The 25,687-nt window shown below is 72.7% G+C and carries 22 protein-coding genes; 12 read left to right on the top strand and 10 right to left on the bottom strand.

Going from position 1 to position 25,687, the window contains the following annotated elements; translation table 11 throughout:
• Nucleotides 1-8 precede the first annotated feature (8 nt).
• Both ABT297_RS15550 and ABT297_RS15545 read left to right on the top strand, forming a co-directional pair.
• Complete coding sequence (locus tag ABT297_RS15550; protein ID WP_350549276.1) at nucleotides 9-1,493, top strand: CoA-acylating methylmalonate-semialdehyde dehydrogenase; 1,485 nt, start codon at nucleotides 9-11, stop codon at nucleotides 1,491-1,493.
• Nucleotides 1,494-1,497: 4 nt separating this feature from the next.
• A complete protein-coding gene (locus ABT297_RS15545; RefSeq protein ID WP_350549274.1) occupies nucleotides 1,498-2,505 on the top strand; it encodes a TIGR03842 family LLM class F420-dependent oxidoreductase in 1,008 nt (335 codons plus the stop codon).
• Between the two features lie 18 nt (nucleotides 2,506-2,523).
• Here ABT297_RS15545 and ABT297_RS15540 read toward each other — a convergent pair whose 3' ends face one another.
• Nucleotides 2,524-3,150 carry an isochorismatase family protein gene (locus ABT297_RS15540; RefSeq protein ID WP_350549272.1) on the bottom strand — a complete coding sequence of 209 codons (627 nt, stop codon included), beginning with the start codon at nucleotides 3,148-3,150 and terminating at the stop codon, nucleotides 2,524-2,526.
• Between the two features lie 221 nt (nucleotides 3,151-3,371).
• Between ABT297_RS15540 and ABT297_RS15535 the strand changes: the two genes are divergently transcribed.
• The 5 genes from ABT297_RS15535 (at nucleotide 3,372) to ABT297_RS15515 (ending at nucleotide 7,550) form a co-directional block, all read left to right on the top strand.
• On the top strand, nucleotides 3,372-4,166 hold the full coding sequence (locus ABT297_RS15535) for a hypothetical protein (RefSeq protein ID WP_350549270.1): 795 nt from the start codon (nucleotides 3,372-3,374) through the stop codon (nucleotides 4,164-4,166).
• A gap of 29 nt (nucleotides 4,167-4,195) precedes the next feature.
• Nucleotides 4,196-4,810 carry a pyridoxamine 5'-phosphate oxidase family protein gene (locus tag ABT297_RS15530; protein WP_350549268.1) on the top strand — a complete coding sequence of 205 codons (615 nt, stop codon included), beginning with the start codon at nucleotides 4,196-4,198 and terminating at the stop codon, nucleotides 4,808-4,810.
• An 87-nt stretch (nucleotides 4,811-4,897) separates the two neighbouring features.
• Nucleotides 4,898-6,187 carry a sensor histidine kinase gene (locus ABT297_RS15525; protein ID WP_350549266.1) on the top strand — a complete coding sequence of 430 codons (1,290 nt, stop codon included), beginning with the start codon at nucleotides 4,898-4,900 and terminating at the stop codon, nucleotides 6,185-6,187.
• A complete protein-coding gene (locus tag ABT297_RS15520) occupies nucleotides 6,139-6,780 on the top strand; it encodes a LuxR C-terminal-related transcriptional regulator (RefSeq protein ID WP_350549264.1) in 642 nt (213 codons plus the stop codon). The genes ABT297_RS15525 and ABT297_RS15520 overlap by 49 nt, the downstream gene beginning before the upstream one ends.
• Nucleotides 6,777-7,550 carry a putative protein N(5)-glutamine methyltransferase gene (locus ABT297_RS15515; RefSeq protein WP_350549262.1) on the top strand — a complete coding sequence of 258 codons (774 nt, stop codon included), beginning with the start codon at nucleotides 6,777-6,779 and terminating at the stop codon, nucleotides 7,548-7,550. The genes ABT297_RS15520 and ABT297_RS15515 overlap by 4 nt, the downstream gene beginning before the upstream one ends.
• A 58-nt stretch (nucleotides 7,551-7,608) precedes the next feature.
• Here ABT297_RS15515 and ABT297_RS15510 read toward each other — a convergent pair whose 3' ends face one another.
• The gene (locus tag ABT297_RS15510) at nucleotides 7,609-8,103 is read right to left on the bottom strand and encodes a YciE/YciF ferroxidase family protein (RefSeq protein WP_350549260.1); all 495 of its coding nucleotides are present in this window, start codon (nucleotides 8,101-8,103) and stop codon (nucleotides 7,609-7,611) included.
• Between the two features lie 157 nt (nucleotides 8,104-8,260).
• Here ABT297_RS15510 and ABT297_RS15505 point away from each other — a divergent pair, with 157 nt between their 5' ends.
• Nucleotides 8,261-9,703, top strand: a complete 1,443-nt coding sequence (locus ABT297_RS15505) for a bifunctional 3-(3-hydroxy-phenyl)propionate/3-hydroxycinnamic acid hydroxylase (protein ID WP_350549258.1) — start codon at nucleotides 8,261-8,263, stop codon at nucleotides 9,701-9,703.
• A gap of 36 nt (nucleotides 9,704-9,739) precedes the next feature.
• Nucleotides 9,740-10,282 (top strand): RNA 2'-phosphotransferase, encoded by a 543-nt coding sequence (locus tag ABT297_RS15500; protein ID WP_350549256.1) that lies wholly within the window; start codon nucleotides 9,740-9,742, stop codon nucleotides 10,280-10,282.
• Here ABT297_RS15500 and ABT297_RS15495 read toward each other — a convergent pair.
• Complete coding sequence (locus tag ABT297_RS15495; protein WP_350549254.1) at nucleotides 10,266-10,724, bottom strand: hypothetical protein; 459 nt, start codon at nucleotides 10,722-10,724, stop codon at nucleotides 10,266-10,268. The genes ABT297_RS15500 and ABT297_RS15495 overlap by 17 nt on opposite strands.
• Nucleotides 10,725-10,794: 70 nt before the next feature.
• Between ABT297_RS15495 and ABT297_RS15490 the strand changes: the two genes are divergently transcribed.
• A complete protein-coding gene (locus ABT297_RS15490) occupies nucleotides 10,795-12,552 on the top strand; it encodes a DEAD/DEAH box helicase (protein ID WP_502885573.1) in 1,758 nt (585 codons plus the stop codon).
• Nucleotides 12,553-12,582: 30 nt separating this feature from the next.
• Here the strand turns inward: ABT297_RS15490 and ABT297_RS15485 are convergent, their stop codons facing one another.
• From ABT297_RS15485 to ABT297_RS15455, 7 genes are all read right to left on the bottom strand, one after another.
• Nucleotides 12,583-13,014 carry a hypothetical protein gene (locus ABT297_RS15485; RefSeq protein WP_350549250.1) on the bottom strand — a complete coding sequence of 144 codons (432 nt, stop codon included), beginning with the start codon at nucleotides 13,012-13,014 and terminating at the stop codon, nucleotides 12,583-12,585.
• A 58-nt stretch (nucleotides 13,015-13,072) separates the two neighbouring features.
• On the bottom strand, nucleotides 13,073-14,254 hold the full coding sequence (locus ABT297_RS15480) for an adenylosuccinate synthetase (protein ID WP_350549248.1): 1,182 nt from the start codon (nucleotides 14,252-14,254) through the stop codon (nucleotides 13,073-13,075).
• A 75-nt stretch (nucleotides 14,255-14,329) separates the two neighbouring features.
• Nucleotides 14,330-15,304 carry a hypothetical protein gene (locus tag ABT297_RS15475; RefSeq protein WP_350549246.1) on the bottom strand — a complete coding sequence of 325 codons (975 nt, stop codon included), beginning with the start codon at nucleotides 15,302-15,304 and terminating at the stop codon, nucleotides 14,330-14,332.
• Between the two features lie 14 nt (nucleotides 15,305-15,318).
• Nucleotides 15,319-16,272, bottom strand: coding sequence for a serine/threonine protein kinase (locus ABT297_RS15470; RefSeq protein ID WP_350549244.1), 954 nt, complete (start codon nucleotides 16,270-16,272; stop codon nucleotides 15,319-15,321).
• Nucleotides 16,269-17,021 (bottom strand): NUDIX hydrolase, encoded by a 753-nt coding sequence (locus ABT297_RS15465; protein ID WP_350549242.1) that lies wholly within the window; start codon nucleotides 17,019-17,021, stop codon nucleotides 16,269-16,271. The genes ABT297_RS15470 and ABT297_RS15465 overlap by 4 nt, the downstream gene beginning before the upstream one ends.
• A 463-nt stretch (nucleotides 17,022-17,484) precedes the next feature.
• Nucleotides 17,485-19,197, bottom strand: a complete 1,713-nt coding sequence (locus ABT297_RS15460; protein ID WP_350549240.1) for an AfsR/SARP family transcriptional regulator — start codon at nucleotides 19,195-19,197, stop codon at nucleotides 17,485-17,487.
• Between the two features lie 712 nt (nucleotides 19,198-19,909).
• Nucleotides 19,910-20,275: an MmcQ/YjbR family DNA-binding protein gene (locus ABT297_RS15455; RefSeq protein ID WP_350549238.1), complete on the bottom strand. Its 366-nt coding sequence runs from the start codon at nucleotides 20,273-20,275 to the stop codon at nucleotides 19,910-19,912.
• A 385-nt stretch (nucleotides 20,276-20,660) separates the two neighbouring features.
• Between ABT297_RS15455 and dnaE the strand changes: the two genes are divergently transcribed.
• The gene (gene dnaE, locus ABT297_RS15450) at nucleotides 20,661-24,197 is read left to right on the top strand and encodes a DNA polymerase III subunit alpha (RefSeq protein WP_350549237.1); all 3,537 of its coding nucleotides are present in this window, start codon (nucleotides 20,661-20,663) and stop codon (nucleotides 24,195-24,197) included.
• A 35-nt stretch (nucleotides 24,198-24,232) separates the two neighbouring features.
• Nucleotides 24,233-25,600: a hypothetical protein gene (locus ABT297_RS15445; protein WP_350549236.1), complete on the top strand. Its 1,368-nt coding sequence runs from the start codon at nucleotides 24,233-24,235 to the stop codon at nucleotides 25,598-25,600.
• Nucleotides 25,601-25,687: the final 87 nt, after the last annotated feature.

Raw genomic sequence — 25,687 nt, 5'->3', positions numbered from 1 at the left:
GTCACCACATGCGTGAGATCAAGCACTGGCTCGACGGGCGGGCCGTGTCCGGCACCAGCGGCAGGCGGCTGCCGGTGTGGGACCCGGCCACCGGCGAGCAGCAGGCGTACGTCGTCGCGGCCACCACCGCGGAGACCGACGTGGCGGTCGCGAGCGCGCTCGCCGCCTTCCCGGCCTGGCGGTCGGCGTCGCTGTCCCGCCGCGCCGAGGTGATGTTCCGCTTCCGCGAGCTCGTCGACGCCAACCGCAAGGAGATCGCGTCGCTGGTCAGCTCCGAGCACGGCAAGACCGTCGCCGACGCCGCCGGCGAGCTGGCCCGCGGGCTGGAGAACATCGAGTTCGCCACCGGCGCGCCGCACCTGCTCAAGGGCGGCTACAGCGAGCAGGCCGCCACCGGCGTCGACGTGTACTCCATCCGCCAGCCGCTGGGCGTCGTCGCCGGCATCACGCCGTTCAACTTCCCGGCGATGGTGCCCATGTGGATGTTCAGCAACGCGCTCGTGTGCGGCAACACGTTCGTGCTCAAGCCCAGCGAGAAGGACCCGTCCGTCTCGCTGCTGCTGGCCGACCTGCTGCGCCAGGCCGGGCTGCCCGACGGCGCGTTCAACGTCGTGCAGGGCGACCGGGAGGCCGTCGAGCGGCTCATCGCCCACCCCGAGGTGCGGGCGCTGAGCTTCGTCGGGTCCACGCCGATCGCCCGGGCCGTCTACGAGGCCGGCACCCGCGCCGGCAAGCGGGTCCAGGCGCTCGGCGGCGCCAAGAACCATATGGTCGTACTCCCGGACGCCGACGTCGACGCGGCCGCCGACGCCGCCGTCTCGGCCGGCTACGGCTCGGCGGGGGAGCGGTGCATGGCCGTCTCCGTCGTGGTCGCGGTGGGCTCGGTCGCCGACCCGCTCGTCGCCGCGATCAGCGAGCGGATCGGCCGGATCGCGGTCGGCCCGGCCACCGACCCGGCCTCGGAGATGGGCCCGCTCATCACCCGCGAGCACCGCGACCGGGTGGCCGGCTATCTCGCCGACCCCGGCACTGCCGAGGTCGTCGTCGACGGGCGCGAGGCACCGGTCAGCAGCGGCCCCGGGTTCTTCCTCGGCGCGTCGCTCGTGGACAAGGTCGGCACCGACTCCCCGCTGTACCGTGACGAGATCTTCGGGCCGGTGCTGTCGGTCGTGCGGGCGGAGACCTACGACGAGGCGGTCAAGCTCGTCAACGACAACGAGTACGGCAACGGCACCGCGATCTTCACCCGCGACGGCGGAGCCGCCCGGCGGTTCCAGTACGACGTGATCTGCGGCATGGTCGGCGTCAACGTGCCCGTGCCCGTTCCGGTCGCCTACTACAGCTTCGGCGGCTGGAAGTCCTCGCTCTTCGGCGACCTGCACATGTACGGCCCCGAGGGCATCCAGTTCTACACGCGCGGCAAGGTCGTCACCTCCCGCTGGCCCGACCCGGCCACCTCCGAGATCGACCTGGGCTTTCCGAAGGTGCGGTGACGTCATGGACGTAGGGGTGGTGCTGCAGTGCGACCCGCCCGCGATGGGCGTGGTCGAGCTGGCCAAGCGGGCCGAGGCGGCCGGCTTCAGCCACGTGTGGACGTTCGACTCCCACGTGCTGTGGCAGGAGCCGTTCGTCATCTACAGCAAGATCCTCGCCGAGACCGATCGGGTCGTCGTCGGGCCGATGGTGACCAACCCCGGGACCCGCGACTGGACGGTCACCGCGTCGCTGTTCGCCACCCTCAACGAGATGTACGGCAACCGCACCGTCTGCGGCATCGGGCGCGGCGACTCGGCGCTGCGCGTGCTGGGCTCCCGCCCGACCACGCTCGCCGAGCTGCGCGAGTGTGTGCGGGTGATCCGCGAGCTGGGCAACGGCCGGTCGGTGCGCCTGCGCGACCGCGACCTGCGGTTCGCGTGGGCCCCCGACAGCCGGCTCGAGGTGTGGGTGGCCGCCTACGGGCCCAAGGCGCTCGCGCTGGCCGGCGAGGTCGGCGACGGGTACATCCTGCAGCTGGCCGACCCGGACATCGCCGCCTGGATGATCAGGGCGGTGCGGGAGGCGGCCGAGAGGGCGGGCCGCGACCCGGCGGCGATCAGGTTCTGCGTCGCCGCCCCCGCCTACGTCGGCGACGGCTCCCAGGAGTCGATGGCCCACCAGCGCGACCAGACCCGCTGGTTCGGCGGCATGGTCGGCAACCATGTCGCCGACATCGTGGCCCGTTACGGCGCCGACGGCGCCGTGCCGACGGTGCTGACCGACTACATCAAGGGCCGCCAAGGCTACGACTACGCTCAGCACGGCCGGGCCGGCAACATCCACGCCGGCTTCGTCCCCGACGCGATCGTGGACCGCTTCTGCGTCCTCGGCCCGATCGAGCACCACCTCAAGCGCCTCGCTGAGCTCAAGGAGCTCGGCGTGGACCAGTTCGCGCTGTACCTGCAGCACGACGCGAAGGAGTCCACGCTCGCCGCCTACGGCGAGCAGATCATCCCGGCCGTCGCCTGAGACGGGTCCTCCCGCCGGTCAGCGCTTCGTGAACCCCGCGGCGATCTGGCCGACGAGCACGGCGAACGGCATGTCGAGCGCGGCGTAGACGTCGCTCGCGAGGGGGTCGGCGTTGTCGGCGAGGATCTCGACCATCGCGGTGGAGTAGTCGATCGGCACCACGCCGGCCTGCTGCATGCGCAGCAGCCCGGCTTCGCGCTTGGCCTGCCAGAAGGTGCCGGATGCATCGACTACAGCGTATGCGGTGAGGCCCTCCGCCGTCGCGCTGATGGCGGGGAACGTGAGACACACCTCGGTGGAGATTCCCGCGATGATCAGCTTGTCTCGGCCGGTCGCACGGATCGTGGCACGCACGCGTGGGTCGTCCCAGGCGTTCACGGTCGAGCGGTCGATGATGGCGAGATCGTCGGGCAGCACCGCGGCGAGCTCGGGGATGACCGGCCCCCACATGCTGTCCGCCGCGGTGGTGGTCACCACCAGCGGCAGGCTCAGCACCCGGGCGGCCTTGGCGAGGGCCACCACGTTGTGCTTCAACTCCCCGACGGCGATGTCGCGCACGCCGCTGTACAGGCCGACCTGATGGTCGACGATCACCACGGCGGCGTTGCCGCGCGTCAACCGCTCGGTGAACTGGTTCGCGGACATCGGGGTCCTCCCAGGGGCACCCGGAGCCGGCAAGCCGGTGCCCACCGCTCGGCGTCGCAATGAGGGCAAAACGCCGGCACCTACCAGTTTAGGCGAGCGGGAGAGACACGGCGGCAGCCTATCCCTCGCCTTCGTCCGGCATCCGCCCGTTCGGTTCGACCGCCGATTTCTGGCCGAACGGGCATGTCCGGTGCGGCGCGGCACCCGTACTGTCGTCAGTCATGTTCGCCGATGTCGCGCGTCCGCCCCGGCCCGCGCAGGTGACGGTCGCGTTCTGGCTCCAGTTCGCCGCCGTTGCCCTGCTGCTCGGCATTGTCGGGTTGGTCATCGCGGATGCGCTGCACTTCGACGGTGAGATCTCCCGAGCCGCCGCGCTGGTGCCCGACGCGGACCCGGCCGAGGTGAGCTCGGAGCGGTCCGGGATCGTCTTCATGGCGCTGTTCCTCGGCGTGCCGACGCTGCTGCTGGCGGTCTGGCTCGCCGCGACGGCGGTGCCGCTCCTGCGGGGCAGCAACGTCGCGCGGATCCTCGTCTTCGTCGCCGGGGGCGCACAGCTGCTGCTCTGCCTGCTGCCGGGCTGCGGCGGGTTCCTGCTCGTGCCGTTGTTCCTGGCGCTCGGCGATGCGGACGTCACCGGGCCCGACGAGATGCCGCCGCAGGAGTCGAAGTTCCTCGAAACCCTGTACTCGGGTTCGGACAGTTTCTCCGAGCTGTCCTTTCTGGTGGGTGCCGCCGGCGCGCTGGCGGCGCTCGTGTTGACGGGGGCGGTGGTGCTGCTGGTGGCCCTGCCTCCCGCGCACCGCTACTTCGTCCCGCGCGCCGCGACGCCGCCGGCGCCGGTCTGGCCGGCGACCATCCATCCCGGCGGCGGATACCCGCTGCCGGTGCCGTACATGATCTGCCCCGATCCCTCGGTCCACTTCGCACCCGACGCCGCGCCGCCGGTGAGCGATCCACCACCCGCCGCGCCGCCCGAGCCCACCACGCCGCCCACGACCACCACTGACCACGCGTAGGGACCGGTTGCCGGGCGTATTCTGATGCCATGAGGATCACCTCGGTGACAGAACTGGAGGAGTTGCTCGGGTCGCCGAAGCCCCGGGCCGCAGCCAAGGAACGCGACCGCCTCTGCCGGACCGACCGCGACTGGTTGGCCCTGTCGCCCTTCGTTCTCGTCGGCACGTCCGACGGGGAGGGCAACTGCGACGTCTCGCCCAAGGGCGACCCGCCGGGATTCACCTACGTCATCGACGACCGTACGATCGCCGTCCCGGAGCGCCCCGGGAACAAGCGCGCCGACGGCTTCCGCAACATCCTGGCCAACCCGCACGTCGGGCTGATCTTCCTGGTCCCGGGCCGCCGCGAGACCCTGCGGATCAACGGCCGCGCCCGGCTGCTCACCGACGCGCCGTGGTTCGACGAGCTCGTCGTCGAGGGCCACCGCCCGGTCCTGGCCGTCGTGGTCGACATCGACACGATCTTCTTCCACTGCCAGAAGGCGTTCATGCGCTCGAAGCTGTGGAAGCCCGAGACGTGGACGCCGGACGCGCTGCCGTCGCATGCATCGCTGGTCAAGAGCGTCCTGAACACCCCGGAGACGCTGGAGGAGCTGGAGGAGTACTACACCGAGGCCAACTACAGCCGCGGCCTGTACACCTGATCCGCTGCGGCGGGAGCGGCCCCGTAGGGGTCGAAACGGGGGGATAGGCCTACTGTCCCGGGACGCGCCGCCGGACAGAATTGCGGCATGAAGGCGTGGCTGTTCACTCGACGGGGCCTGATCGGCCTAGGCCGGGTGGCGCTGCTCGGGATCGTGGCTGTCCCGGTCCACCTCGTGCTCGTCGCGCTCACGGTGGCGTCGTTCGTGACCACCCTGGCCGGCGTCGGGCTGGTGCTGGCGCCGCTCGTGCAGCTGCTGGTGCGCGCGTACGCCAACCTGCGGCGGCGGCTCGCGCGGGAATGGTGCGGGGTCGAGATCCCGGAGCCGTACCGGCCGCGGCCGGACGGGGCGTGGATCGGGAGGCCGAGGCGGTGGATGTGGCTCGTGCGCGACCCGGCGACGTGGCGCGACCTGCTGTGGCTGCTGGGCGGGGCGCCGGTCGGGGCAGCCCTCGGGGGCATCGCGGTGGCTGCGCTGCTGTACGGCGTGCAGGGCATCATCCTGGTCCCGGTCATCATCGACGCGGCGACCGGCTGGTACGGCTACGGCGTCGTCTGGCCGCTCGACGACGCGGCGGACTTCATGCTCGTGCCGCCGCAGGGAGTGCTGATCACGGTGGGGGCGCTGTACGCCGCGCCCTGGCTGTTGTGGGCGCTCGCGCGGTACGACTTCAGCCTGCTCGGGCCGACCCGCAGCACGACGCTCGCGCTGCGGGTCGACCGGCTCACCGAGACGCGCACCCAGGTGGTCGACGCGCAGGCCGCGGAGCTGCGCCGCATCGAGCGCGACCTGCACGACGGGGCGCAGGCCCGGATCGTCGCGCTCGGGATGAGCCTCGGCATGGCCGAGGACCTCGTCACCCGCGACCCCGAAGCGGCGCAGGCGCTCATCGCCGAGGCGCGCGAGGCCAGCGGCAAGGCCCTGGCGGAGCTGCGGCTGCTGGTGCGCGGCATCCACCCGCCGGTGCTCGCCGAGCGCGGGCTGACCGGCGGGCTGCGCGCGCTCGCGCTGACCCTGCCGTTGCCCGTCACGGTCGAGGGCGAGCTGCCCGGCCGGCCGCCGGCGCCGGTCGAGTCCGCCGCGTACTTCGCCGCGGCCGAGGCCCTCGCCAACGTCGTCAAGCACAGCGGCGCCACGCAGGCCTGGGTATCGTTGTCGTACCTCGGGGGCGCTCTGTATCTGACCGTCGGCGACGACGGCGCGGGCGGTGCCGCGCCCGGGCCCGGATCGGGGCTGGCCGGCGTCGAGCGGCGGCTGGCGGCGTTCGACGGCAGCCTGCTCGTCGACAGCCCCGCCGGGGGCCCAACTGTGCTGACCATGGAGCTGCCGTGCGCGTTGTCATCGCCGAAGATCTCGCCCTCCTCCGCGACGGGCTGATCCGGCTGCTCAGCGCGTACGGGTTTCGGGTCGTCGCGGCCGTCGACAACGGCACGGACCTGCGCGCGGCGCTGCTGGCGCACCGGCCCGAGGTCGCCGTCGTCGACGTGCGGCTGCCGCCGACCTTCACCGACGAGGGGCTGCGCGCCGCGATCGCCGCCCGCGCCGAGGTGCCCGGCCTGCCGGTGCTGGTGCTGTCGCAGCACGTGGAGCAGCTGTACGCCCGGGAGTTGCTCTCCGACCGCCGCGGCGGCGTCGGCTACCTGCTCAAGGACCGGGTGTCCACGGTCGGGGAGTTCGTGGATGCCGTACGCCGCGTCGCGGCCGGCGGCACCGCCATGGACCCCGAGGTGGTGTCGCAACTGCTGGCCCGCAACGCCGGCGCCCCGACGCGGGCCCTGACGCCGCGCGAGCGCGAGGTCCTCGGCCTGATGGCGGAGGGCCGCTCCAACGCGGCGATCGCCGGCCGGCTCTTCGTCACCGAGAAGGCCATCGGCAAGCACATCAACAACATCTTCGCCAAGCTGGACCTGCCCCCGTCCGAGGACGACAACCGCCGCGTCCTCGCCGTCCTCGCGTACCTCAACGCGTGACGCCCACGCACGCCGCGCTCGTCGCCCGGCTGCGCCTCGCCGGGTGCGTCTTCGCCGAGGAGGAGGCCGGCCACCTGCTCGCCGCCGCCACCGACGCCGCCGCGCTGGAGTCGATGGTGCTCCGCCGGATCGCCGGCGTTCCGCTGGAGCACGTGCTCGGTCATGCGGCTTTCGCGGGTGTACGCCTGGTGATCGCCGATGGCGTTTTCGTACCCCGCCACCGCACGGAGCTGCTGACCGCGACCGCCCGCACGCTGGTCCGCGACGGGGCGACGGTCCTCGACCTGTGCTGCGGCACCGGCGCCCTCGGCCTGGTCGTCGCGCGCGGCTTCGCGGGCGTCCGCCTCGTCGCCTCCGACATCGACCCCGCCGCCGTGGCCTGCGCCCGGCGCAACCTGGCCGGCGTCACCGCGGAGGTCTTCGAGGGCGACCTGTTCGCCCCGCTCCCGCCCGGCCTGCGCGGCCGCGTCGACGTGCTGCTCGCCAACGTCCCGTACGTGCCGACCGCCGAGATCGCGTTCCTGCCCGAGGAGTTCCGCGTCCACGAGGCCCGTGCCGCGCTGGACGGCGGCGCGGACGGCCTGGACGTGCTGCGCCGCGTGGCCGCGCGGGCCACCGGGTGGCTGGCCCCGGGCGGCGCCCTGCTCACCGAGGCCGGCACTGCCCAGCTGGACGCCGCGCACGCGCTGCTCCGGGCGGCCGGCCTGCACCCGGAGACGGTGACGGATGAGGAGACCGAGACCAACGTCGTGGTCGGCCGGCTACGGTGACGCACATGTGAGGGGCCGGCCGCCGCGGTGCGATCCGCGACGGCCGGCCCGGCGGCGGTCAGACGTTCATCACCACCCGCTGGCCGAGCTCATGGCTGATCCGCTCGAACGTGCCCGCGTTCTCCTGCTTCTGCACCAGGTTGGTACGCAGGATCTGGGCGCACTGCATTTCACCCATGAGCAGCGCCTTGTCGATGAGGTTCTGGTACCCGGCGATGCCGAAGTGCGCCAGCCTGGTCTCGGCGTCGACGGTGTAGATCTCCATCGCCTCCATGGAGGGCCGCTGCTCGGTGAACGCCTGGAACTCCGCGCGCATCCCGTCGAGCGTCATGCACGGCACCTCGGCGGGCTCGGTCTCCATCATCGCGAAGCACGCCTCGATGTTCTGGATCTTCTGCTGGCCCTGCTGCTGCTGGGCCCGCAGGATCTGGGCGAGGGGGCTCTGCTCGGTCCGCCCGAGGATCTCGCCCACCATCTGGTTGCTCTTGCGCTCGGCGTCGTACATGCCCGACAGCTCGTAGAGGAACAGGTCGGCCGGGTTGTCGAGTGCCATCTGCTTCTCCTGCCTGCGTTGGGGTCTTGGTGGTGCCGCACGCGCTCTACCCGCCCTGCCGGAACTCTCACGCGCCCGGCGCAGGTCGTGCCTCGCCCGGAGGGTGGTTCGCTTCGGTGCGCGAGCCGGGTGCTGGTCGTGGCGTAGATTCGTGCGGGTGGATCGCGTCGTGGTCGTCGGTGCGGGCCCCGTGGGCGTCGCGGCCGCGATCCTGCTCGCGCAGCGCGGCATCCCGTGCCTGGTCCTGGACCGCTACGCCGAGCCCTACCCGCTGCCCCGCGCCGTCCACGCCGACGACGAGGTGATGCGCATCCTGCAGGAGATCGGCGTGGCCGAGGACTTCCTGCGCGTCAGCCGGCCCGGGCTGGGGCTGCGGCTGCTCGACGGGCGGCACCGGGTGATGGCCGAGTTCCGCCGGGACGCCGCGCGCGGCCCGCACGGCTACCCGCAGGCCAACATGTTCGACCAGCCGGATCTCGAGCGTCTGCTGCGGGCCCGGATGGCGCGGCTCGACCTGGTCGAGTTCGTCGGCGGCGCCGAGGTCTTCGCCGTATCCTCCTCGATCGTTCGGTACCGCATGATCTCCGACGGCACCGAACACGCCGCGCCGGCCTCGGCCGTGCTCGGGTGCGACGGCGCGAACAGCACCGTCCGTGACCTCATCGGCGCGCGCCGGGTCGACCTGCGCTTCGCGGAGCGCTGGCTCGTCGTCGACGGTGTGTGCGAGGCCGACCTGGACGCCTGGGGCGGCGTGCACCAGGTGTGCGACCCGCGCCGCGCCGCGACCTTCATGCAGCTAGGCCCGCGGCGGTACCGCTGGGAGTTCCGCCTCTTCGCCGGCGAGCCCGAGGTGGACGTCGACGCGCTGCTGGCGCCGTGGCTGGCCGGGGCCGGCGTGCGGATCGTGCGCCGGGCGGAGTACACCTTCCGCGCCGAGGTCGCCGACCGCTGGCGGTCCGGGCGGGTGTTTCTCCTGGGTGACGCCGCGCACCAGACCCCGCCCTTCATCGGCCAGGGCCTGGGCGCGGGCCTGCGCGACGCGTACAACCTGGCGTGGAAGCTGGCCGCCGACCTGACCACCCCGGGCGGTGCCGGGGACCTGCTCGACTCCTATGAGCGTGAGCGTGCCCCGCATGTGCGTGCCCAGATCCGCCTGGCGATCGTGGCCGGCTGGGCGATGACCGGCGGCCAGGACCGCGCCGCCGCCGTGCGCCGGCTCGTGCTCGGCGCGATCTGGCGCCTGCCCGGCCTCAAGTCTCTGGCGCTGCGCTCGACCAGCCCCCCGCTGCGCGGCGTCGGCCGTGGCCGCCGGGCGGGCACCCTGGCACCGCAGCCCTCGGTGACGTGGGAGGGCCGTACCGTTCGGCTGGACGAGGTGCTCGGCCCCGGCTGGGCGGTGCTGCACCCGGGCGAGCCCGGGCCGACGCGGTCGCGGTGGCGGCGGGCGCCCCGGCCCGGCGATGACGGCCGCCGCCTGGTCGCCGTCACCCCGGCCCTCGACCCGACCGGCGAACTCCGCCGCTGGATGCGCGGCCGCGCCGTGGTCCTGCGCCCGGACCGGGTGGTTCACCGGCGGTACGCGCCGTGGAAAATGCGGTGAGCCGGGTGGCGTCGTTGGCGCACAATCGAGACCGATATGGAATATGGCCAGTTAGTCAAGATCAGTAAGCGGATGTCCAAGGCGCTCCGCCACGATCCGGCGCGCGCCGGGATCGTGCTCGACGACGCCGGGTGGGTGGCGGTGCCGACGTTTCTCGCGGCCCTGGGCGTCGACCGCGAGACGCTCGATGCCGTCGTCGCGGGCAATGACAAGCAGCGCTTCGCCATTGTCGTCGGCGACGACGGGGTGGAGCGGATTCGCGCGAACCAGGGGCACTCGGTGCCCGTCGAGCTCGGGCTCGCCGAGGCCGAGCCGCCGGAGCTGCTGTTTCACGGCACCGGCGCCGGAGCCCTCGCCTCGATTCAGGCCACGGGGCTGAACAAGGGCGGGCGTCACCACGTACACCTGTCGCCCGACACGGACACGGCTCGGCGAGTGGGGGCCCGGCGCGGCGGCGCGATCGTCATCCTCACCGTGCTCGCCGGGCAGATGGCCCGCGCCGGGCACGCGTTCTACCGCTCCGACAACGGCGTCTGGCTCACCGACGCCGTCCCGCCCGAGTTCATCCGGACCGCCTGACCCGGACGGTCGAGGCGCTCAGGAGGCGCTGCAGCAGCGTGGCGAGCGGCATCGACTCGCCGTCGCGGGCGCCTTCGCCGACGATCAGGCGCGGCCGCTGCGGGGCCGGGGCCGCGCCGGTCAGCCACGAGCGGGCGGACGGCGGGACGAGCAGCGAGTAGTACTCCCCGGCCTCGGAGATCGCGATCGTGCGGGCGGAATCGAGGTACCAGCCGCGCAGTGACGTCCGGTAGGTGCGGCCGGTGTAGGAACGGGCGCGCAGCGGCGCCGCTGGCGGGCCGGACTCGCGTGCGGCGGACACGAAATCGGCTATGAGGCTCATGGCCTGGGCGGCCTCGGCCTCGCGGCGGCGTTCGAGCTCCGCGCCGTGGTGCGCGACCGCGCGGGCCCGCCGCTCGCGCCACTGCTCGCCCGAGGCTTCGGGCCGCGAATTGTCCGCCACCGTTCAGACACTATCCGGTCAGACATCACAGACGGCGACCGCGCCACCAGGCCGGGTCCGAGCGTTTGGGATGCTAGAAGGGCCGCCATGCCGAGTTAGGGAGCCACCCGTGACCGAGAGCACCAACGAATACGACGTCACCGGCTTCGCCGAGCTCGGGCTGCGGGACGAGCTGCTGAAGGCGCTGACCGGCCTCGGATACGAGGAGCCCACCCCGATCCAGCGCGAGGCCATCCCGCCGATGCTCGCCGGCCGCGACCTGCTCGGGCAGGCCGCGACTGGCACCGGCAAGACGGCCGCCTTCGCGTTGCCGCTGCTGCAGCGCCTGCCGGGCCCCGGCGCCGAGAACCCGTCGGCGCTGGTCCTGGTGCCGACCCGCGAGCTCGCGGTGCAGGTCTCGGAGGCCATTCACCGATACGGCCGGGACCTGGGCGTCCGCGTCCTGCCCATCTACGGCGGCCAGCCCATCGGGCGGCAGCTGCGCTCGCTCGAGTTCGGCGTCGACGTCGTGGTCGCCACGCCGGGCCGGGCGCTGGACCACCTCGGCCGCGGCACGCTGCGCCTGAACGACCTGCGCGTCGTCGTGCTCGACGAGGCCGACGAGATGCTCGACATGGGCTTCGCCGAGGACATTGAGGCGATCCTGCAGGAGACGCCGAAGGAGCGCCAGACGGTGCTGTTCTCGGCGACGATGCCGCCGCGCATCGACGGGCTCGCACGCAGCCACCTCAGCGACCCGGTGCGCATCCAGATCGGGCGCGAGCCGACGCCCGCGGGCGAGGCGCCGCTGGTGCGCCAGGTCGCCTACGTGGTACAGCGGGCGCACAAGCCGGCCGCGCTCGGCCGCGTGCTCGACGTCGAGTCGCCCGGCGCCGCGATCGTGTTCTGCCGCACCCGCGACGAGGTCGACTCGCTGACCGAGACGCTCAACGGGCGCGGCTACCGCGCGGAGGCCCTGCACGGCGGCATGGGCCAGGAGCAGCGCGACCGGGTGATGGCGCGGCTGCGCAACGGCACCGCCGACCTGCTCATCGCCACCGACGTCGCGGCCCGCGGGCTCGACGTCGAGCACCTGACGCACGTGGTGAACTACGACGTCCCGTCGGCGCCCGAGTCGTACGTGCACCGCATCGGTCGCGTCGGCCGCGCCGGCCGGGAGGGCGTGGCGATCACCCTCGCCGAGCCGCGCGAGCACCGGATGCTCAAGACCATCGAGCGGGTCACCAAGCAGCGCATCGGGATCGAGAAGGTGCCGTCGGTCGCCGACCTGCGCGTCCGGCGCCTCGAGCTGACCCGCGCCGCGCTGCAGGAGAGCCTCATCGCCGACATCGACCTCGAGCGGTTCCGGGTGGTCGTGGACTCCCTCTCCGAGGAGTTCGACCCGATCGAGATCGCGCTCGCCGCCATCAAGCTGGCGCACGAGTCGGCGGGCATCGGCGAGGGCGATCAGGAGGAGATTCCGGAGGTACCGGTCCGGCAGCCCCGCGACCGTGAGGACCGCCCCGGCCGACGGGTGAGCGTGCGCGACACGGACGGGCGGGGCCGCGGCCGCGACGCCGGCGGCCGACGCGCCCCCACGGGCGGCATGACCAGGCTGTTCGTGGGCGCCGGCCGCAGCGCCGGCATCCGGCCCCAGGACCTGGTCGGCGCGATCACCGGCGAGTCGAGCCTGAGCGGCCGGGACATCGGCGCGATCGAGATCACCGACCGCTTCTCGCTGGTCGAGGTCCCCGACGGCGCCGTCGACGAGGTCATCGACACGCTGCGGCGCACCACGCTGAAGGGCCGCCGCCCGGTGGTCCGCCGCGAGCGCCAGCGCCCGGTCTGAGCCGGTCTGAGCCCGAGTCCGGCCCGGGTCTCAGGTCTCCAGCGGCAGGCGCTCGCCGCCCGGGAGGGTGAGCGTCAGGCTCGCGCCGGCGGGCGGGGCGGCGAACGCGACGGTCTCCTCCGCCGTCGCGCCCGGGCGCAGGTCGACGACGGCGGCGCGAGCGGACGGCAGGGCCGGCAGCGCGGCGCCGTCGGCGGTGACGGTGATCGCGGCCGGATCGAGGTGCCGCACGGCCGGGCCGGTGTTGGTGAAGCGCAGCGTGACCTCGAGCCGGTCGCCGGCGAGCAGGTCGAGGCCGGTGACGACGACCGGACGGGGCGCCTGGGCCGGCGGCGGTGCCGGGCGTGCCGCCGGGCCGGCCGTGGCGAACGAGGGCGCGAGGAGGCCGAGCGCCCCGCCGGCCGCGACCCCGGCCGCCGCCGCCACTGTGATCGCCCGGATGATCTCGCGAGCCAGCCCCATGCGCCGCAGCGTCGCACGGCGGCCTGAGGTCGCGGTGTGGTGCGACTGAGGTGCGACCTCAGGCCGTCAGCGGGCCGGACGGCTTCTTGTCCTCCGACGTCGGGCCCCACGACTCGAGCACGACGCCGGCGCCGAGTTCGTCCTCGACGGTGCGTACCCAGTCGGTCACCAGCGCGTACCGAGGCTCGACGCCGGCCAGGGCGCGGGTCATCGCCTCCTGCCGGGCGAGGTCGCCGGGCTCGCCGGCGCGCAGCGGGTCGCGGCGGTAGGAGCGGCAGATCCGCCGGACCGGCAGGTCCAGGTGGGTCAGCGCCAGGCCGTCGACGCCGCCGCAGACCTCCAGCGCGTACCGGTGCAGCGGCGCGTCGAAGTGCCCGACCCGGAACGGGCCCTGCCAGTCGTTGGCCGGGTTGTTCGGATCGCTGATCCCCAGCCCCGGGTCCTCGGTCGGCAGCGGGCCGGCGCCGTGGCGGGTGGTCACGGTCCGCAGCACGCCGAGCCGGAACGCGGGCGCGCCGTCCAGCAGCGCCTCGGCGTTGGCGAAGGTGGTGGTGCTCCACGTCGTGTACGGGTGGAAGCCGTGCCACTCGTCCAGCAGTACACCCTGTGCCCCCTCGAACACGCAGGGCCCCTCGGCGCGGAAGCCGTCCACCAGCGGCGCCGTCGCCGCGAACCCCTCGTAGGCGGGCAGGCACGCCTCCACCGGCGGCCCGCCGCCCCCCAGCCGCTCACGCAGCAGGGCGAGCTTGCGGCGCAGGACCGCGGGCTCGGCGCAGTCCCCGGCGCGCGGCGCGTCGCCGGGGTGCGCGAGCGCGTACGCCATCGTCTCGCCGACGCCCATGCCGCACGAGCCGTGCCGGTCCGCGCCGCGCGCGAGCTCCTTGGCCCGGTTGGCCGCGCGGTGGTACGGCGTGGAGATGAGCGCCGCGCGGTCGACGCTCAGCCGCCGCCAGACGTCGCGCGCACCCAGCGCGACGAGGTGTTCCGCCTCGGTGACCAGCGCGAGCGGGTCGACGACCATGAACCGCGACAGGTGGGTGCGCACGCCGGGCCGCAGCGAGCCCGCGCCGAACTGCGCGAACGTGTGCTTGCGGCCGTCGGCGAGCACGACGGTGTGTGCCGCCTGGGCGCCGCCGTTGAACCGCACGACGGTGTGTACCTCGCGGGTCGCGCACAGGTGGTCGACCACGGTCCCCTTGCCGCAGTCGCCGAACCCGAGATCGACGACGATGATGTGCATGCCCGCACGCTCCTGGTGATGGGTGGCGACGCTGTGGGTGCCGCCCCCTCGGCGGCACCCACGATGATGGGGGGATTACAGGCGTTCCAGCGTTACTGGGCCGGTCAGGTCCGCCGGGGTGGAGCCGGTCGCGACCGGTGCGCGGCCGCCGCCGGCGCGGCCCACGCGGGCCAGGGCCTTGCCGACCGAGTCCGCCGCGCCCGAGCCGACCTCGCGCAGGTCCGCGAGGCCCTCGTCGAGGTCGATGCTGTCCTCGCCGAGCCCGACGGTCAGGGCGATCGTCTCGCACACCGCGTCGAGGTCGTCGAGCGCGATGACGTTCTGGCCGAGCAGGTCGCGCCAGAAGTCGAGGATCGCCGTGTTGCCCGCGTACGACGAGCCGGCCGGCAGGATGTAGTACGTGTCGTAGGTGCGGCGCACCTCGTCGACGATCGCGCGCAGGGCGATCGGCTCGCTCAGCCGGTCGCCGACGACCTTCTCGACCTCGGCTGGCTTGACCCGCGGGTACGCCTGCTCGTCGCCGATGATGAACAGGTACCCGCGCCGGCCCCGCTTCTCGTAGCAGTCGATGCTGGTGTGCCGGGCCATGAAGTACATCGCGAGCTCGTAGGACTCGGTCAACTGCCCGCCACCGCCGCCCTCGAGCACGAACCGGCCCAGGTCCTCGTCGAGCCGGTTGTCCGACTCGAACTGGCCGATCTGCAGCGGCACGCGGTCGCACGTGGCGTCGCCGATCGCGCCGAACAGGATCTGCGGGTCCTTCACGTATCCCTTGCGCAGCAGCAGGCCGAGCAGCTGCGGCAGTTTCTGCTGCAGCACGCGTGGCACCGAGCGCATCGAGCCGGTCACGTCGAAGAGCACGGCGATGGCCACGGAGTCCGGGTGCTCGGCGGAGTCGCGGCTCTCCCGGGTGGCGACGCCCTTCGGGTCGAGGGCCTTGTGCACGCGGCGGGCGCCGGAGTCGCTGTAGGCGAAAGCGCTCGTGCCGGTGGCGCGACGGTAGCGGTCGGCGGCGTCGTAGACGTCGGTCGACCAGTGTCCACTGCCCATGGGATTCTCCCTCGTCAGAGTGCGAACGGTCGGAACTTGCGGGGGCCGTACAGCCGGTGCAGCAGCTCGTCGAGCTCGGCGAGCAGCCGCCACGCGTCGTCGGGCCGCTGCCGCGGCGAGGCGAGCCGGCAGCCGTCGGCGAAGTGGCGCAGCGTCTTCGGTGCGCGCTCGCCCATCAGGTCGGCCATCAGCCGGGCGGCCATGGCCAGGTCGGTGTACGGGCCGGGGGCGCCGCGGTTGAGGACCTCGGCGGGGTAGTGGTCGCGGTAGCGGGGGACGATGGCGGAGATGCGCTCGCCCGGGGCGCTCGCGCTGTAGCACCAGTCGACGAGCACCACGCCGTGGTCGTCGGGCTCGATGAGGACGTGCTCCGGCAGTACCGCGCCGTGCACGACGCCCGCGCGGTGCGCGAGGCCGAGCGCGACGAGCAGCCGGCGCCACATCCACGCCGCGTCCCGCGGGTCGAGGCCGTGCGGCCGCCGCTCGGCCACCTCGGCGAGGCTGTGCAGCCGGCTCGCGGACACCCCGATGACGTTGCCCCGCCGCGGCCGGTCGGACGTCTCGGACTTGTGGCGGAAGGACTCGATCAGCCGCGGCACGTACGGCAGATACCTCGGGTCGCCGTGCTCCGCCAGGCGGCGCAGCGCGGTGGCCTCCCGCGCCATCAGGTCGTTGCACGCCGGATCGCGGACCAGCTTGAGGTGGCCCTCCGGCACGCGGTAGAGGTTGGCCAGGTCGCCGCGGTGCTCGAGGGTCGCCGTGGAGTACACGCCGCGCTCGCTGCGGATCGTACCGCGGTTGCGCCACAGCTCGGCCAGGCGCGCGAACGCCTTGGTGCCCCGCGGCCCGGCGGCGTCCGGGTGGACCAGGCGGGCCAGGCCGCGGTAGCGCCGGTGGGCGTCGGCGCCGCCGAAGAGCTCCTCCGCGGTGGCCGTCTCGACCAGGGCGATGGCCTCGTCGGTGTTCATCGCAAGGTCTCCTCCCGGCTCGGCATGAGCAGCGCGGGGTGCAGCAGCTGGGCGTCGCCGGCGCGGTAGAGCTTGGCCCGCGGCCCGCCCCGCGCGCCGCCCCGTTCGGTCGTGGCCCCGGTGCTCTCCACGAACCCCGGCACGGACAGGACCTTGCGGTGGAAGTTGCCGGCGTGCAGCGGTTCGCCCCAGACCGTCTCGTACACGGCCCGCAGCTCGGCGATCGTGAACTCCTCGCCGACGAACTTCGTGGCCAGCGGTGAGTACTCCAGCTTCGAGCGGGCCCGCTCGAGCCCGTCGGTCAGGACCGTGGCGTGGTCGAAGGCCAGCGCGGCCGGCCGGTCGGCCATCGGCACCCAGGCGGCCTCGCGAGCGTCGCTGCCCGACACCGGGTCGGGCAGGTGCGGCGCGAAGGCCAGGTACGCGACCGAGAACACGCGCATGCGCGGGTCCCGGTCCGGCGCACCATACGTCCCCAGCTGCTCCAGGTGCAGCCGGCGGTTGGCGGTGGCGACGCCCGTCTCCTCGGCCAGCTCGCGGGCCGCGGCGGTGGGCAGGTCCTCCCACTCGCCGACGAACCCACCGGGCAGCGCCCACATGTCCTTCATGGGCGGGCAGGCGCGGCGGACGAGCAGCACGTGCAGCACCCCGTCGCGAATCGTGAACGCGACGACGTCGACGGTGACGGCGACCGGCGGGTAGGCGCGGGGATCGTAGCCAGCGAGGAAGTCGGCGTCGTCGTTGGTCATGGCCCGGAAGTCCTTCTCAGTTTGAGTACTTCTCGATCTGAGAACAACATAAGGCCTGCCCGACCGCGGCGCAACACTCTTTCGGTCTCTCCGATATGTCCGGCGCTGGCGCGCCAGACATATCGGATTTATACCCTGTCAGGTCATAAATCCGATTTGGTGCGATCGTCATGCGCTCGGCGGCCGCGGGGGCGGGGTTCTGCGTGATTACGGAGAGTTCTGGTAGCGGATCGCTACGCTTTCTGTCCGTGATCATGCTGGACCGTATAGGCCGTGGCGGGCTTGCGCGCGACAGCCGGTGGGGACGCTCATGATCACGGAGTGTTTTCGTACACGCCTGTACGAGAACACTCCGTGATCATCGCGAACCGAGTGTTCGGCCGGCGGCCGCCGCACGATCGGCGGCAACGTTGTGCCGGTCGGCCTTTGCGAGGTCGGGCAGCGGGGCGGGGTTGCTGAAAGCTCAGGCGAGGCGGGTGCGCAGGTGGTGGCCGCGCGCCGCCGAGACCTGGGCCGCCACCGCGGCGCGAACCAGGTCGCTGCGGTGCCGCACGTGGCCGCCCGGCCCCTCCGCCAGCAGGTGCGCGTGCACCAGCCGGTCGACGGCGCCGAGCACGTCGTCCAGCTCCAGGCCGCCGGCCACGGCCAGCTGTTCCACCCGCAGCGAGCCCAGCGCCGCCGTCAGCCGCAGGACCTCCCAGGCGGCGGGCGGCATCCAGCGCGTACGCTGCCGGGCCAGGTGCATCGCCACCTCCACGGCGAGGCCGGGGCCCAGGTCACGGGCCGCCGCGACCAGCGCCGGGATGCCGCCGCTCGCCTCCAGCAGCGCCGGGTCGAGATCCGCGCCGGTCAGCGGGGCCAGCCGCAGCACGAGGTCCGCGTCGAGGGCGCCGAGCGGGCGTCCGGCGATCGCGGACGGGTACCGGTACGACACGATGACGCGCGGCCCCCGCTCCCGCAGCCAGCGCAGCTCGGCGACGGAGTCGGCGTCGAGGTGCTCGGCGTCGTCGATGACGACGGTCGGGTGTTCGCTCCCGTGGTACCGCAGACCCTCCACGATCCCGTCCAGCTCCGCGGGCAGCAGGTGCCTGCGCTCGGCCATGGCGGCGTCCAGCGTCGCGTCGGCGGGGGCGCCGAGCTGGTGCAGCGCCGTGCGTAGCCAGCCCAGCCGCAGCGCCCCGCCCGGGCCGGGGCCGCGGCCGAGGCCTACGCGGTCGGGTCGCAGCTCGCGCAGGCGCCCGAGCAGCGCGGACTTGCCGGCGCCGGCCGGACCGACCACGTGTACGACACCGGGGCCGTCGGCGAGCGCACCCAGCTCGGCCCGCCGCCCGGCGAACCCGCCCGCTTCCGGCGCCGGGAGGTCTTCGGCCACGGCGTCCCCGGCGGGCTCCGGGCGCACGGCCTTGCGGCGCTCGAACGCCGGCGGTCCGCTCTCCAGTCCCGACAGCAGCCGGTCCCGCAGCGCGGTCGTCTCCGCGGCCGGCCCGACGCCGAGCCCGTCGGCGAGGGCGCGGCGGCACCCGTCGTACCAGCGGATGACCTCCTCGGCCCGGCCCTGCGCCGCCGCGGCGCGCATGGCGGCGCGGTAGCCGCGTTCGGTGTACGGCTCGAGGTCGATCGCCTCACGGGCGAGCCGCCGCGCGCGGGCCGGGTCCTCGCCGCCGGCCCGCGCGGCCAGGTCCAGCAGCGCCCCGACCAGCACCGCCTTGACCTCAGCCCGAGCGGGGGCGGCCCAGTCGGCGTACTCGTCCTCGGCGAACGGCAGGTCGCGCACCAGCCGCACGATCTGCTCGCGCACGTCGGCCCGGCCCGGGTCGGCGTCGGCGATGCGGGCCGCGGCGCGCAGGTCGGCGAGGTCGAGGCGGGCGCGGTCGGTGGCGAACACGTACCCGCCGGAGCGCGTCACGATGAACGAGCGCCCCGTCGGCACGCCCGGCTGCAGCGTGCGGCGCAGCATCGACACGTAGTGCTCCAGCGCCGCGGCGTGGTTGCCGGGGAGGTCCTCGCCCCACACCGCGTCGGCCAGGGCATCCTTGGACCGCACCCGGTCGTGGTGCGCCGCGAGCACGCCGAGCACCTGGCGGGCCCGCCGCGGCAGGTCGTCCCCGGTCAGCCGCCGCCCGCCCGCGTCCGCGGGATCGATGATCTCGATGCGCCCGAGCACCCGAACGTCCACGCCCGCCGCGATCGGCAGCCGCCTCGGTTTCCTGAGCCGTCCTCGCCGTGTACTTCAGCCGGCCCGCAGCCCAGCACCGTCGGCCGCCTACCGGGGCCGGCTTCCCGTGGCCGCGCTCTGTCCGGGACGTCGGCCAGGCCGGCGCGGTGCCGGTGATCGATTCGGTCGGCCCGAGCAGACCGGACTGTCCACCAGCTGCGCGACCTGGGTCGTGGACCGCCTGGAGCGCGACGGCCCCCGAGGTCCGCGTCAGTCGGCCACCCTGGAAGCGTCAGCCGGCCGGCTGTTCCTGCGGTGCGTCTCTGCTGGACGGCAGTAGGGCAGTGTCGGTCGGGTGGCCGTCCTCTGAGGTCCGTGTCAGGCGGCCATCCTGGCAGCGTCAGCCGGCCGGCCGTCCCTGTGATGCGTCTCAGCTGGACGGCGGTCGGGCAATGTCCGGCGGCGGCCGTCCCCCGCTTCAGGTGGGCCACAGCCCGGCGTCAGGCGGCCGTGCGAGGCTGCGCTGATGAAGACGACCACGGCCCACGCCGCCCGCCTCGCCTGGCGCCTCGCCCTGGCCGTGGTGCTGGTGGCCGCCCTCGCCGCCGGCCTCGTCACCACCATCCTCTCCGCGACGCGCTGATCGCTCCGCCCGGCCTGGCTCGCTCCGCCCGGCCTGGCTCGCCCCGCCCTGTCTGGCCTGGCTCGCTCCGCCCGGCCCGGTCGGCCGGGGTCAGCACAAGGGCAGCTCGGCCCTCGCCACGATCAGCCTCGGCGCCGTCATCCGCCACGCCTCCAGGATCAGATCGGCGAGCTCGTCCTCGTGCGCCTTGCGCAGCCGCACCTGCACCCATCCGATGCGCCCGGAGGTGTGTGCCTTCTTGTACGCCCTCGGGTCGTCCTCGACCAGCGCGGCCTGGTCCTCCCGGGTCGCCTTGACGAGCATGGTCCAGTCGTGTGCGCACAGGTAGGCGAACCCCTTGTCCCGCACCCGGAAGCCGATGTGGTTGCCGTGCTGGCGCTGGTCGACCTCGGGCAGCATGAGAACCATCCGGAGCGCCTCGTCGACGCTCACCCCGCGTGCGGTCCGCAATCCCATGACTCTGGTGTAACAGGACGGTACGACACTTTTCCTGGGATCCGATTTTCCCCTTTTGACAACTTTTCTGATCATCCCCGGCCCCGATCGGCATCGCCGCAGGTCGGAGCGGCCGATGCCGAAAATTGGCGGTGAGCGTCGTTATGGTGTCGCCCGTCGGTACACCCCCGCGGGGGCGAGTTCGTCACACCCGCCGCGTGGCGAACGGGCGACGCGCGGTCACCGTTGCGGTGCGCTGCGCAAGGCCGTGGTGTCCGAAATGTCGTTTGTACGGTGGACGCGTGAGGGATCCGGCGCACACGACGGTGTCGGTCGGTGTGTCGCGCCCGATCCGTGACTAGGCTGATCCGCCGGACCCGTCAGACCGAGCCCCAGGGGGTTGAGCATGGCCGACTCGTTCGTGCATCTCCACGTGCACACCGAGTACTCCATGCTCGACGGGGCGGCCCGCCTCAAGGAGATGTTCGCCGAGGCCAACCGGCTCGGCATGCCCGCCGTGGCGATCACCGACCACGGCAACATGCACGGTGCGTATGACTTCTACAAGCAGGCCAAGGCGGCGGGCGTCACCCCGATCCTCGGCGTCGAGGCATATGTGGCGCCCGAGTCGCGGCTGACCAAGCAGCGCATCCGCTGGGGGCGGCCGGACCAGAAGAACGACGACGTCTCCGGTTCGGGTGGCTACACGCACAAGACGATCTGGGCGCGCAACAGGACCGGGCTGCACAACCTGTTCCGGCTGAACTCGCGGGCGTCGATCGAGGGGCACTTCGTGAAGTGGCCCCGGATGGACGCCGAGATCATCGCCGAGCACGCCGAGGGGCTGATGGCCACGACCGGCTGCCCGTCGGGCGAGGTGCAGACCCGGCTGCGGCTGGACCAGTTCGACGAGGCGCTGAAGGCCGCCGCGAAATACCAGGAGATCTTCGGCAAGGACAACTACTTCCTCGAGGTCATGGACCACGGCCTGGACATCGAGCGGCGGGTCCGCGAGGGGCTCACCGAGATCTCCAAGCGGCTCGGCATCCCGCCGGTGGTCACCAACGACTCGCACTACACGCACCAGGCCCAGGCCGAGGCGCACGACGTGCTGCTGTGCGTGCAGACCGCGGCCAACATCAACGACCCCAACCGGTTCCGGTTCGGCGGGTCGGGCTACTACCTCAAGTCGGCCGACGAGATGCGCGCCGTGGACTCGTCCGACATCTGGCAGGAGGGCTGCCGCAACACGCTGCTGGTGGCGGAGAAGGTCGACGTCGACGGGATGTTCGAGTTCCGCAACCTGATGCCGCGCTTCCCGGTGCCGGAGGGCGAGACGGAGGAGTCGTTCTTCCGCGCGGAGGTCGCCCGCGGCATGGCCCGGCGCTTCCCGAACGGCGTCGACGAGGAGCACCAGCGCCAGGCCGACTACGAGGCCGACATGATCGTGAAGATGGGCTTCCCGGCATACTTCCTGGTGGTCTCGGACTTCATCCTGTGGGCCAAGAACGAGGGCATCGCCGTCGGGCCCGGTCGTGGCTCGGCCGCCGGCAGCCTGGTCGCCTACGCGATGGGCATCACCGACCTCGACCCGCTGCCGCACGGCCTGATCTTCGAGCGGTTCCTCAACCCCGACCGCGTCTCGATGCCCGACATCGACATCGACTTCGACGAGCGCCGGCGCGGCGACGTCATCCGCTACGTCACCGAGAAGTGGGGCGAGGACAGGGTCGCGCAGATCGCCACCTTCGGCACGATCAAGGCCAAGGCCGCGATCAAGGACTCGGCGCGGGTGCTGGGCTATCCGTTCGCGGTCGGCGACAAGATCACCAAGGCGATGCCGCCGGCGGTGATGGGCAAGGACATCCCGCTGTCGGGGATCTTCGACGCCAACCACCCGCGCTACTCCGAGGCGGTCGAGTTCCGGGCGCTGTATGACAGCGACCCCGACGTCAAGAAGGTCGTCGACACCGCGAAGGGCCTGGAGGGGCTGATCCGCCAGACGGGCGTGCACGCCGCCGGCGTGATCATGTCCGCGGAGCCGCTGATCGAGCACGTGCCGCTGATGCGCCGCGACGCCGACGGGGCGATCATCACGCAGTTCGACTACCCGACCTGCGAGACGCTCGGCCTGCTGAAGATGGACTTCCTCGGCCTGCGAAACCTGACGATCATCGACGACGCCGTCAAGAACATCAAGCGCCGGGGGATCGATCTCGACCTGCTCTCGCTGGAGCTGGACGACAAGGCGGCGTATGAGCTGTTGGCCCGCGGCGACACGCTCGGCGTGTTCCAGCTCGACGGCGGGCCGATGCGCTCGCTGCTGCGGCTCATGAAGCCCGACAATTTCGAGGACATCTCCGCCGTGCTGGCGCTGTACCGGCCCGGCCCGATGGGTGCGAACTCGCACACCAACTACGCGCTGCGCAAGAACGGGCAGCAGGAGATGACCCCGATCCACCCGGAGCTGGAGGAGCCGCTCAAGGAGATCCTCGGCCCGACGTATGGCCTGATCGTCTACCAGGAGCAGGTCCAGCGCGCCGCGCAGAAGCTGGCCGGATACACGCTCGGCCAGGCCGACCTGCTGCGCCGCGCCATGGGCAAGAAGAAGAAAGAGGTCCTGGAGAAGGAGTTCGTGCCGTTCCGCGACGGCATGCGCGAGAACGGCTACAGCGACGAGGCGATCCAGAAGCTGTGGGACGTGCTCGTGCCGTTCGCCGACTACGCCTTCAACAAGGCGCACACGGCCGGCTATGGGCTGGTGTCGTACTGGACGGCGTATCTCAAGGCCAACTTCCCGGCCGAGTACATGGCGGCCCTGCTGACCAGCGTCGGCGACGACAAGGACAAGATGGCCATGTATCTGGCGGAGTGCCGCCGCATGGGCATCGACGTGCTGCCGCCCGACGTCAACGAGTCCGCCGGCCCGTTCACGCCGGTCGGCACCGACATCCGCTTCGGCCTCGCCGCCGTGCGCAACGTCGGCCACAACGTCGTCGACGCGATCGTGCGGTGCCGGCAGACGCAGGCCGGGCCGTACAAGGACTTCGACGACTTCCTGTCCAAGGTCGACGCCGTCGCCTGCAACAAGAAGACGATGGAGTCGCTGATCAAGGCCGGCGCGTTCGACTCGCTGGGCCACCCGCGCCGCGGTCTGCTGGCCATCCACGCCGACGCGATCGACAACTACGCCGACATCAAGAAGAACGAGGCCATCGGGCAGTTCGACCTGTTCGGCGACGCGTTCGGCGCGGACGAGTCCGGCTCCGGCGGCGCGACGATGACCGTCGCGATCCCGCAGATCGAGTGGGACAAGCGCGAGCTGCTCGCGTTCGAGCGGGAGATGCTGGGCCTGTATGTGTCCGACCACCCGCTGTTCGGCCTCGAGCCGGTGCTGGCCAAGGCCGCCGACACCGCCATCAGCAGCCTGTCGGAGGAGGGGGCGGTGGCCGACGGCGCCGTTGTCACCCTCGCCGGCATGCTCACCGGCGTCCAGCGGCGCATCACCAAGCAGGGCAAGCCCTGGGCGTCGGCGACCCTGGAGGACCTCGGCGGCGCGGTCGAGGCGCTGTTCTTCCCCAACACCTACGAGCTCGTCGGGCAGTACATCGCCGAGGACGCGATCGTGGTGGTGAAGGGCCGCGTCGACCGGCGCGACGAGACGCCGCGGCTCATGGCGATGGACCTGTCGATGCCGGACGTGTCCGCCGCCGAGGAGAACCGCCCGGTCGTGCTGTCGCTACCGGCCACCCGCTGCACGCCGCCGCTGGTCGACCGACTCAAGGAGATCCTGATCAACCACCCGGGCAAGGCCGAGGTACACGTGAAGCTCAGCCACGGCTCGCGGATCACGCTGCTGCGCCTGGGCCCCTACCACGTCAACCCGACCACCGCGCTGAAGGGCGACCTGAAGGCGCTGCTGGGCCCGAACAGCTTCTCGTGACGGCGGCCGGGACGATCACGAGGTAGTGTCGGCGGGTGCATACGCACGCCCTCGCCGCCGGCCTGCGCCCGCGTCGATCGCTCTGGCTATCGCGACGTGCGCGGTGGTCGGCCGCCGCGGTCGCCGCGCTGACCGCCGTGCTCGTGGTCTTCTCCGTGGTGTACCGCGTGAGCCAGCGCCCCTACGGCTTCGAGCGCTTCGAGCGGATCGGCGGCGTCGGGCTGCCCGCCGGCACCGAGGGGGCGCGCGCCTTCCTCGACGGCGGCCGCGCCTTCCTCGGCCATCCCACCGGCGGGGGCCAGTACGAGCTGCGCGCCGTCGATGCCGGCAAACCCTCCACCGTCGTGTGGCGCAACAGCAAGCTCACCAGCGTCGACACCTTCCGCGCCGCCCGCGGCATGGTGCAGGTCACCGGCCTGCCCGACGCGGGTGGCAACCGGCGGGTGACCCTGCTCAACGCCAACAACGGCCTCCCGTTCACGACCTTCGACGTGAGCGCCGGCGACCGATGGATGCTCATCGGCAAGTACTTCGTCCGGTACTCCGCGACCGACCACCGCCTGGTCGTGACCGATGTCGGCACCGGGCGCCGGACGGTGGCGTTCGACCAGCCGGACGGCGCCGGCAGCTGGTGGCCGACCGACAACTGGAGCGGCCAGCAGGTGCCGACCTCGATCGGCGGCGAGCCGATCAACGAGGCGCTGACCGTCGACCCGCGCATCGTGCGGGCCACCCCCGGCCGCGGCCTCGAGGTCGTCGGCCTGGCCAACGGCCGCGCCATCGGGTCCGGCTCCGGCCTGACCGAGCCCGGCGACCTGGTGTACGCCTACGAGGACCAGATCTTCGTCGCGGGCCACGCCGCCGGCTTCCAGGTGCGTGCCTACGACCGCACGCGCCTGAGCCGGCCACAGTGGACCTGGACATCACCCGACGCGCAGGCCCGGCCGTTGTTCGTGAGCGCCTGCGGCGAGCGGCGGGTCTGCGTCGGCGAGGAGCACCACCTGACGGAGCTCAACACCGAGACCGGCGAGGTGGCGTTCCGCATTGTGGCCGAGCGACCGTCGATGGCCGTGCCGGTCGGCGACCGCGTCATGCTGCGCACCGCGACCCAGGCGATCGGGGTCACCGAGAGCCTGCTCGCCGCCGACGGCCGGACCGTGCGCAGCTGGCCGGGCAAGCGCGCCGCCCGCCTGGACGAGGGCAGCTATCTGCTCCTGCCGGCCGTGCCACCGTCCGGGGAGTACCCCTGGGCCGGCGTCGACGCGTCCCGCGGCACGGCCCGTGAGCTCGGCACGATCGACGCGCGCCCGGACGCCTGCACGTGGAGCCACACCTACCTGGCCTGCGCGACGACCCACGAGTTCGTCTTCTACCGCATCCGCACGCCCTGGTACTCCCTCTGACCCCACATGGTCGGTCTCTGACCCCACATCACCGGATTCCGGCTCCCGATCCGGGGGTGACCGGTGGGATATTCGACTGGTGGAGGT

Origin of the sequence: Dactylosporangium sp. NPDC000555 (assembly GCF_040300025.1) — a bacterium.
GTDB lineage: Bacteria > Actinomycetota > Actinomycetes > Mycobacteriales > Micromonosporaceae > Dactylosporangium.
Note: the sequence above shows the minus strand (reverse complement) of the source record. Positions and strands in the feature narration are given on the sequence as shown.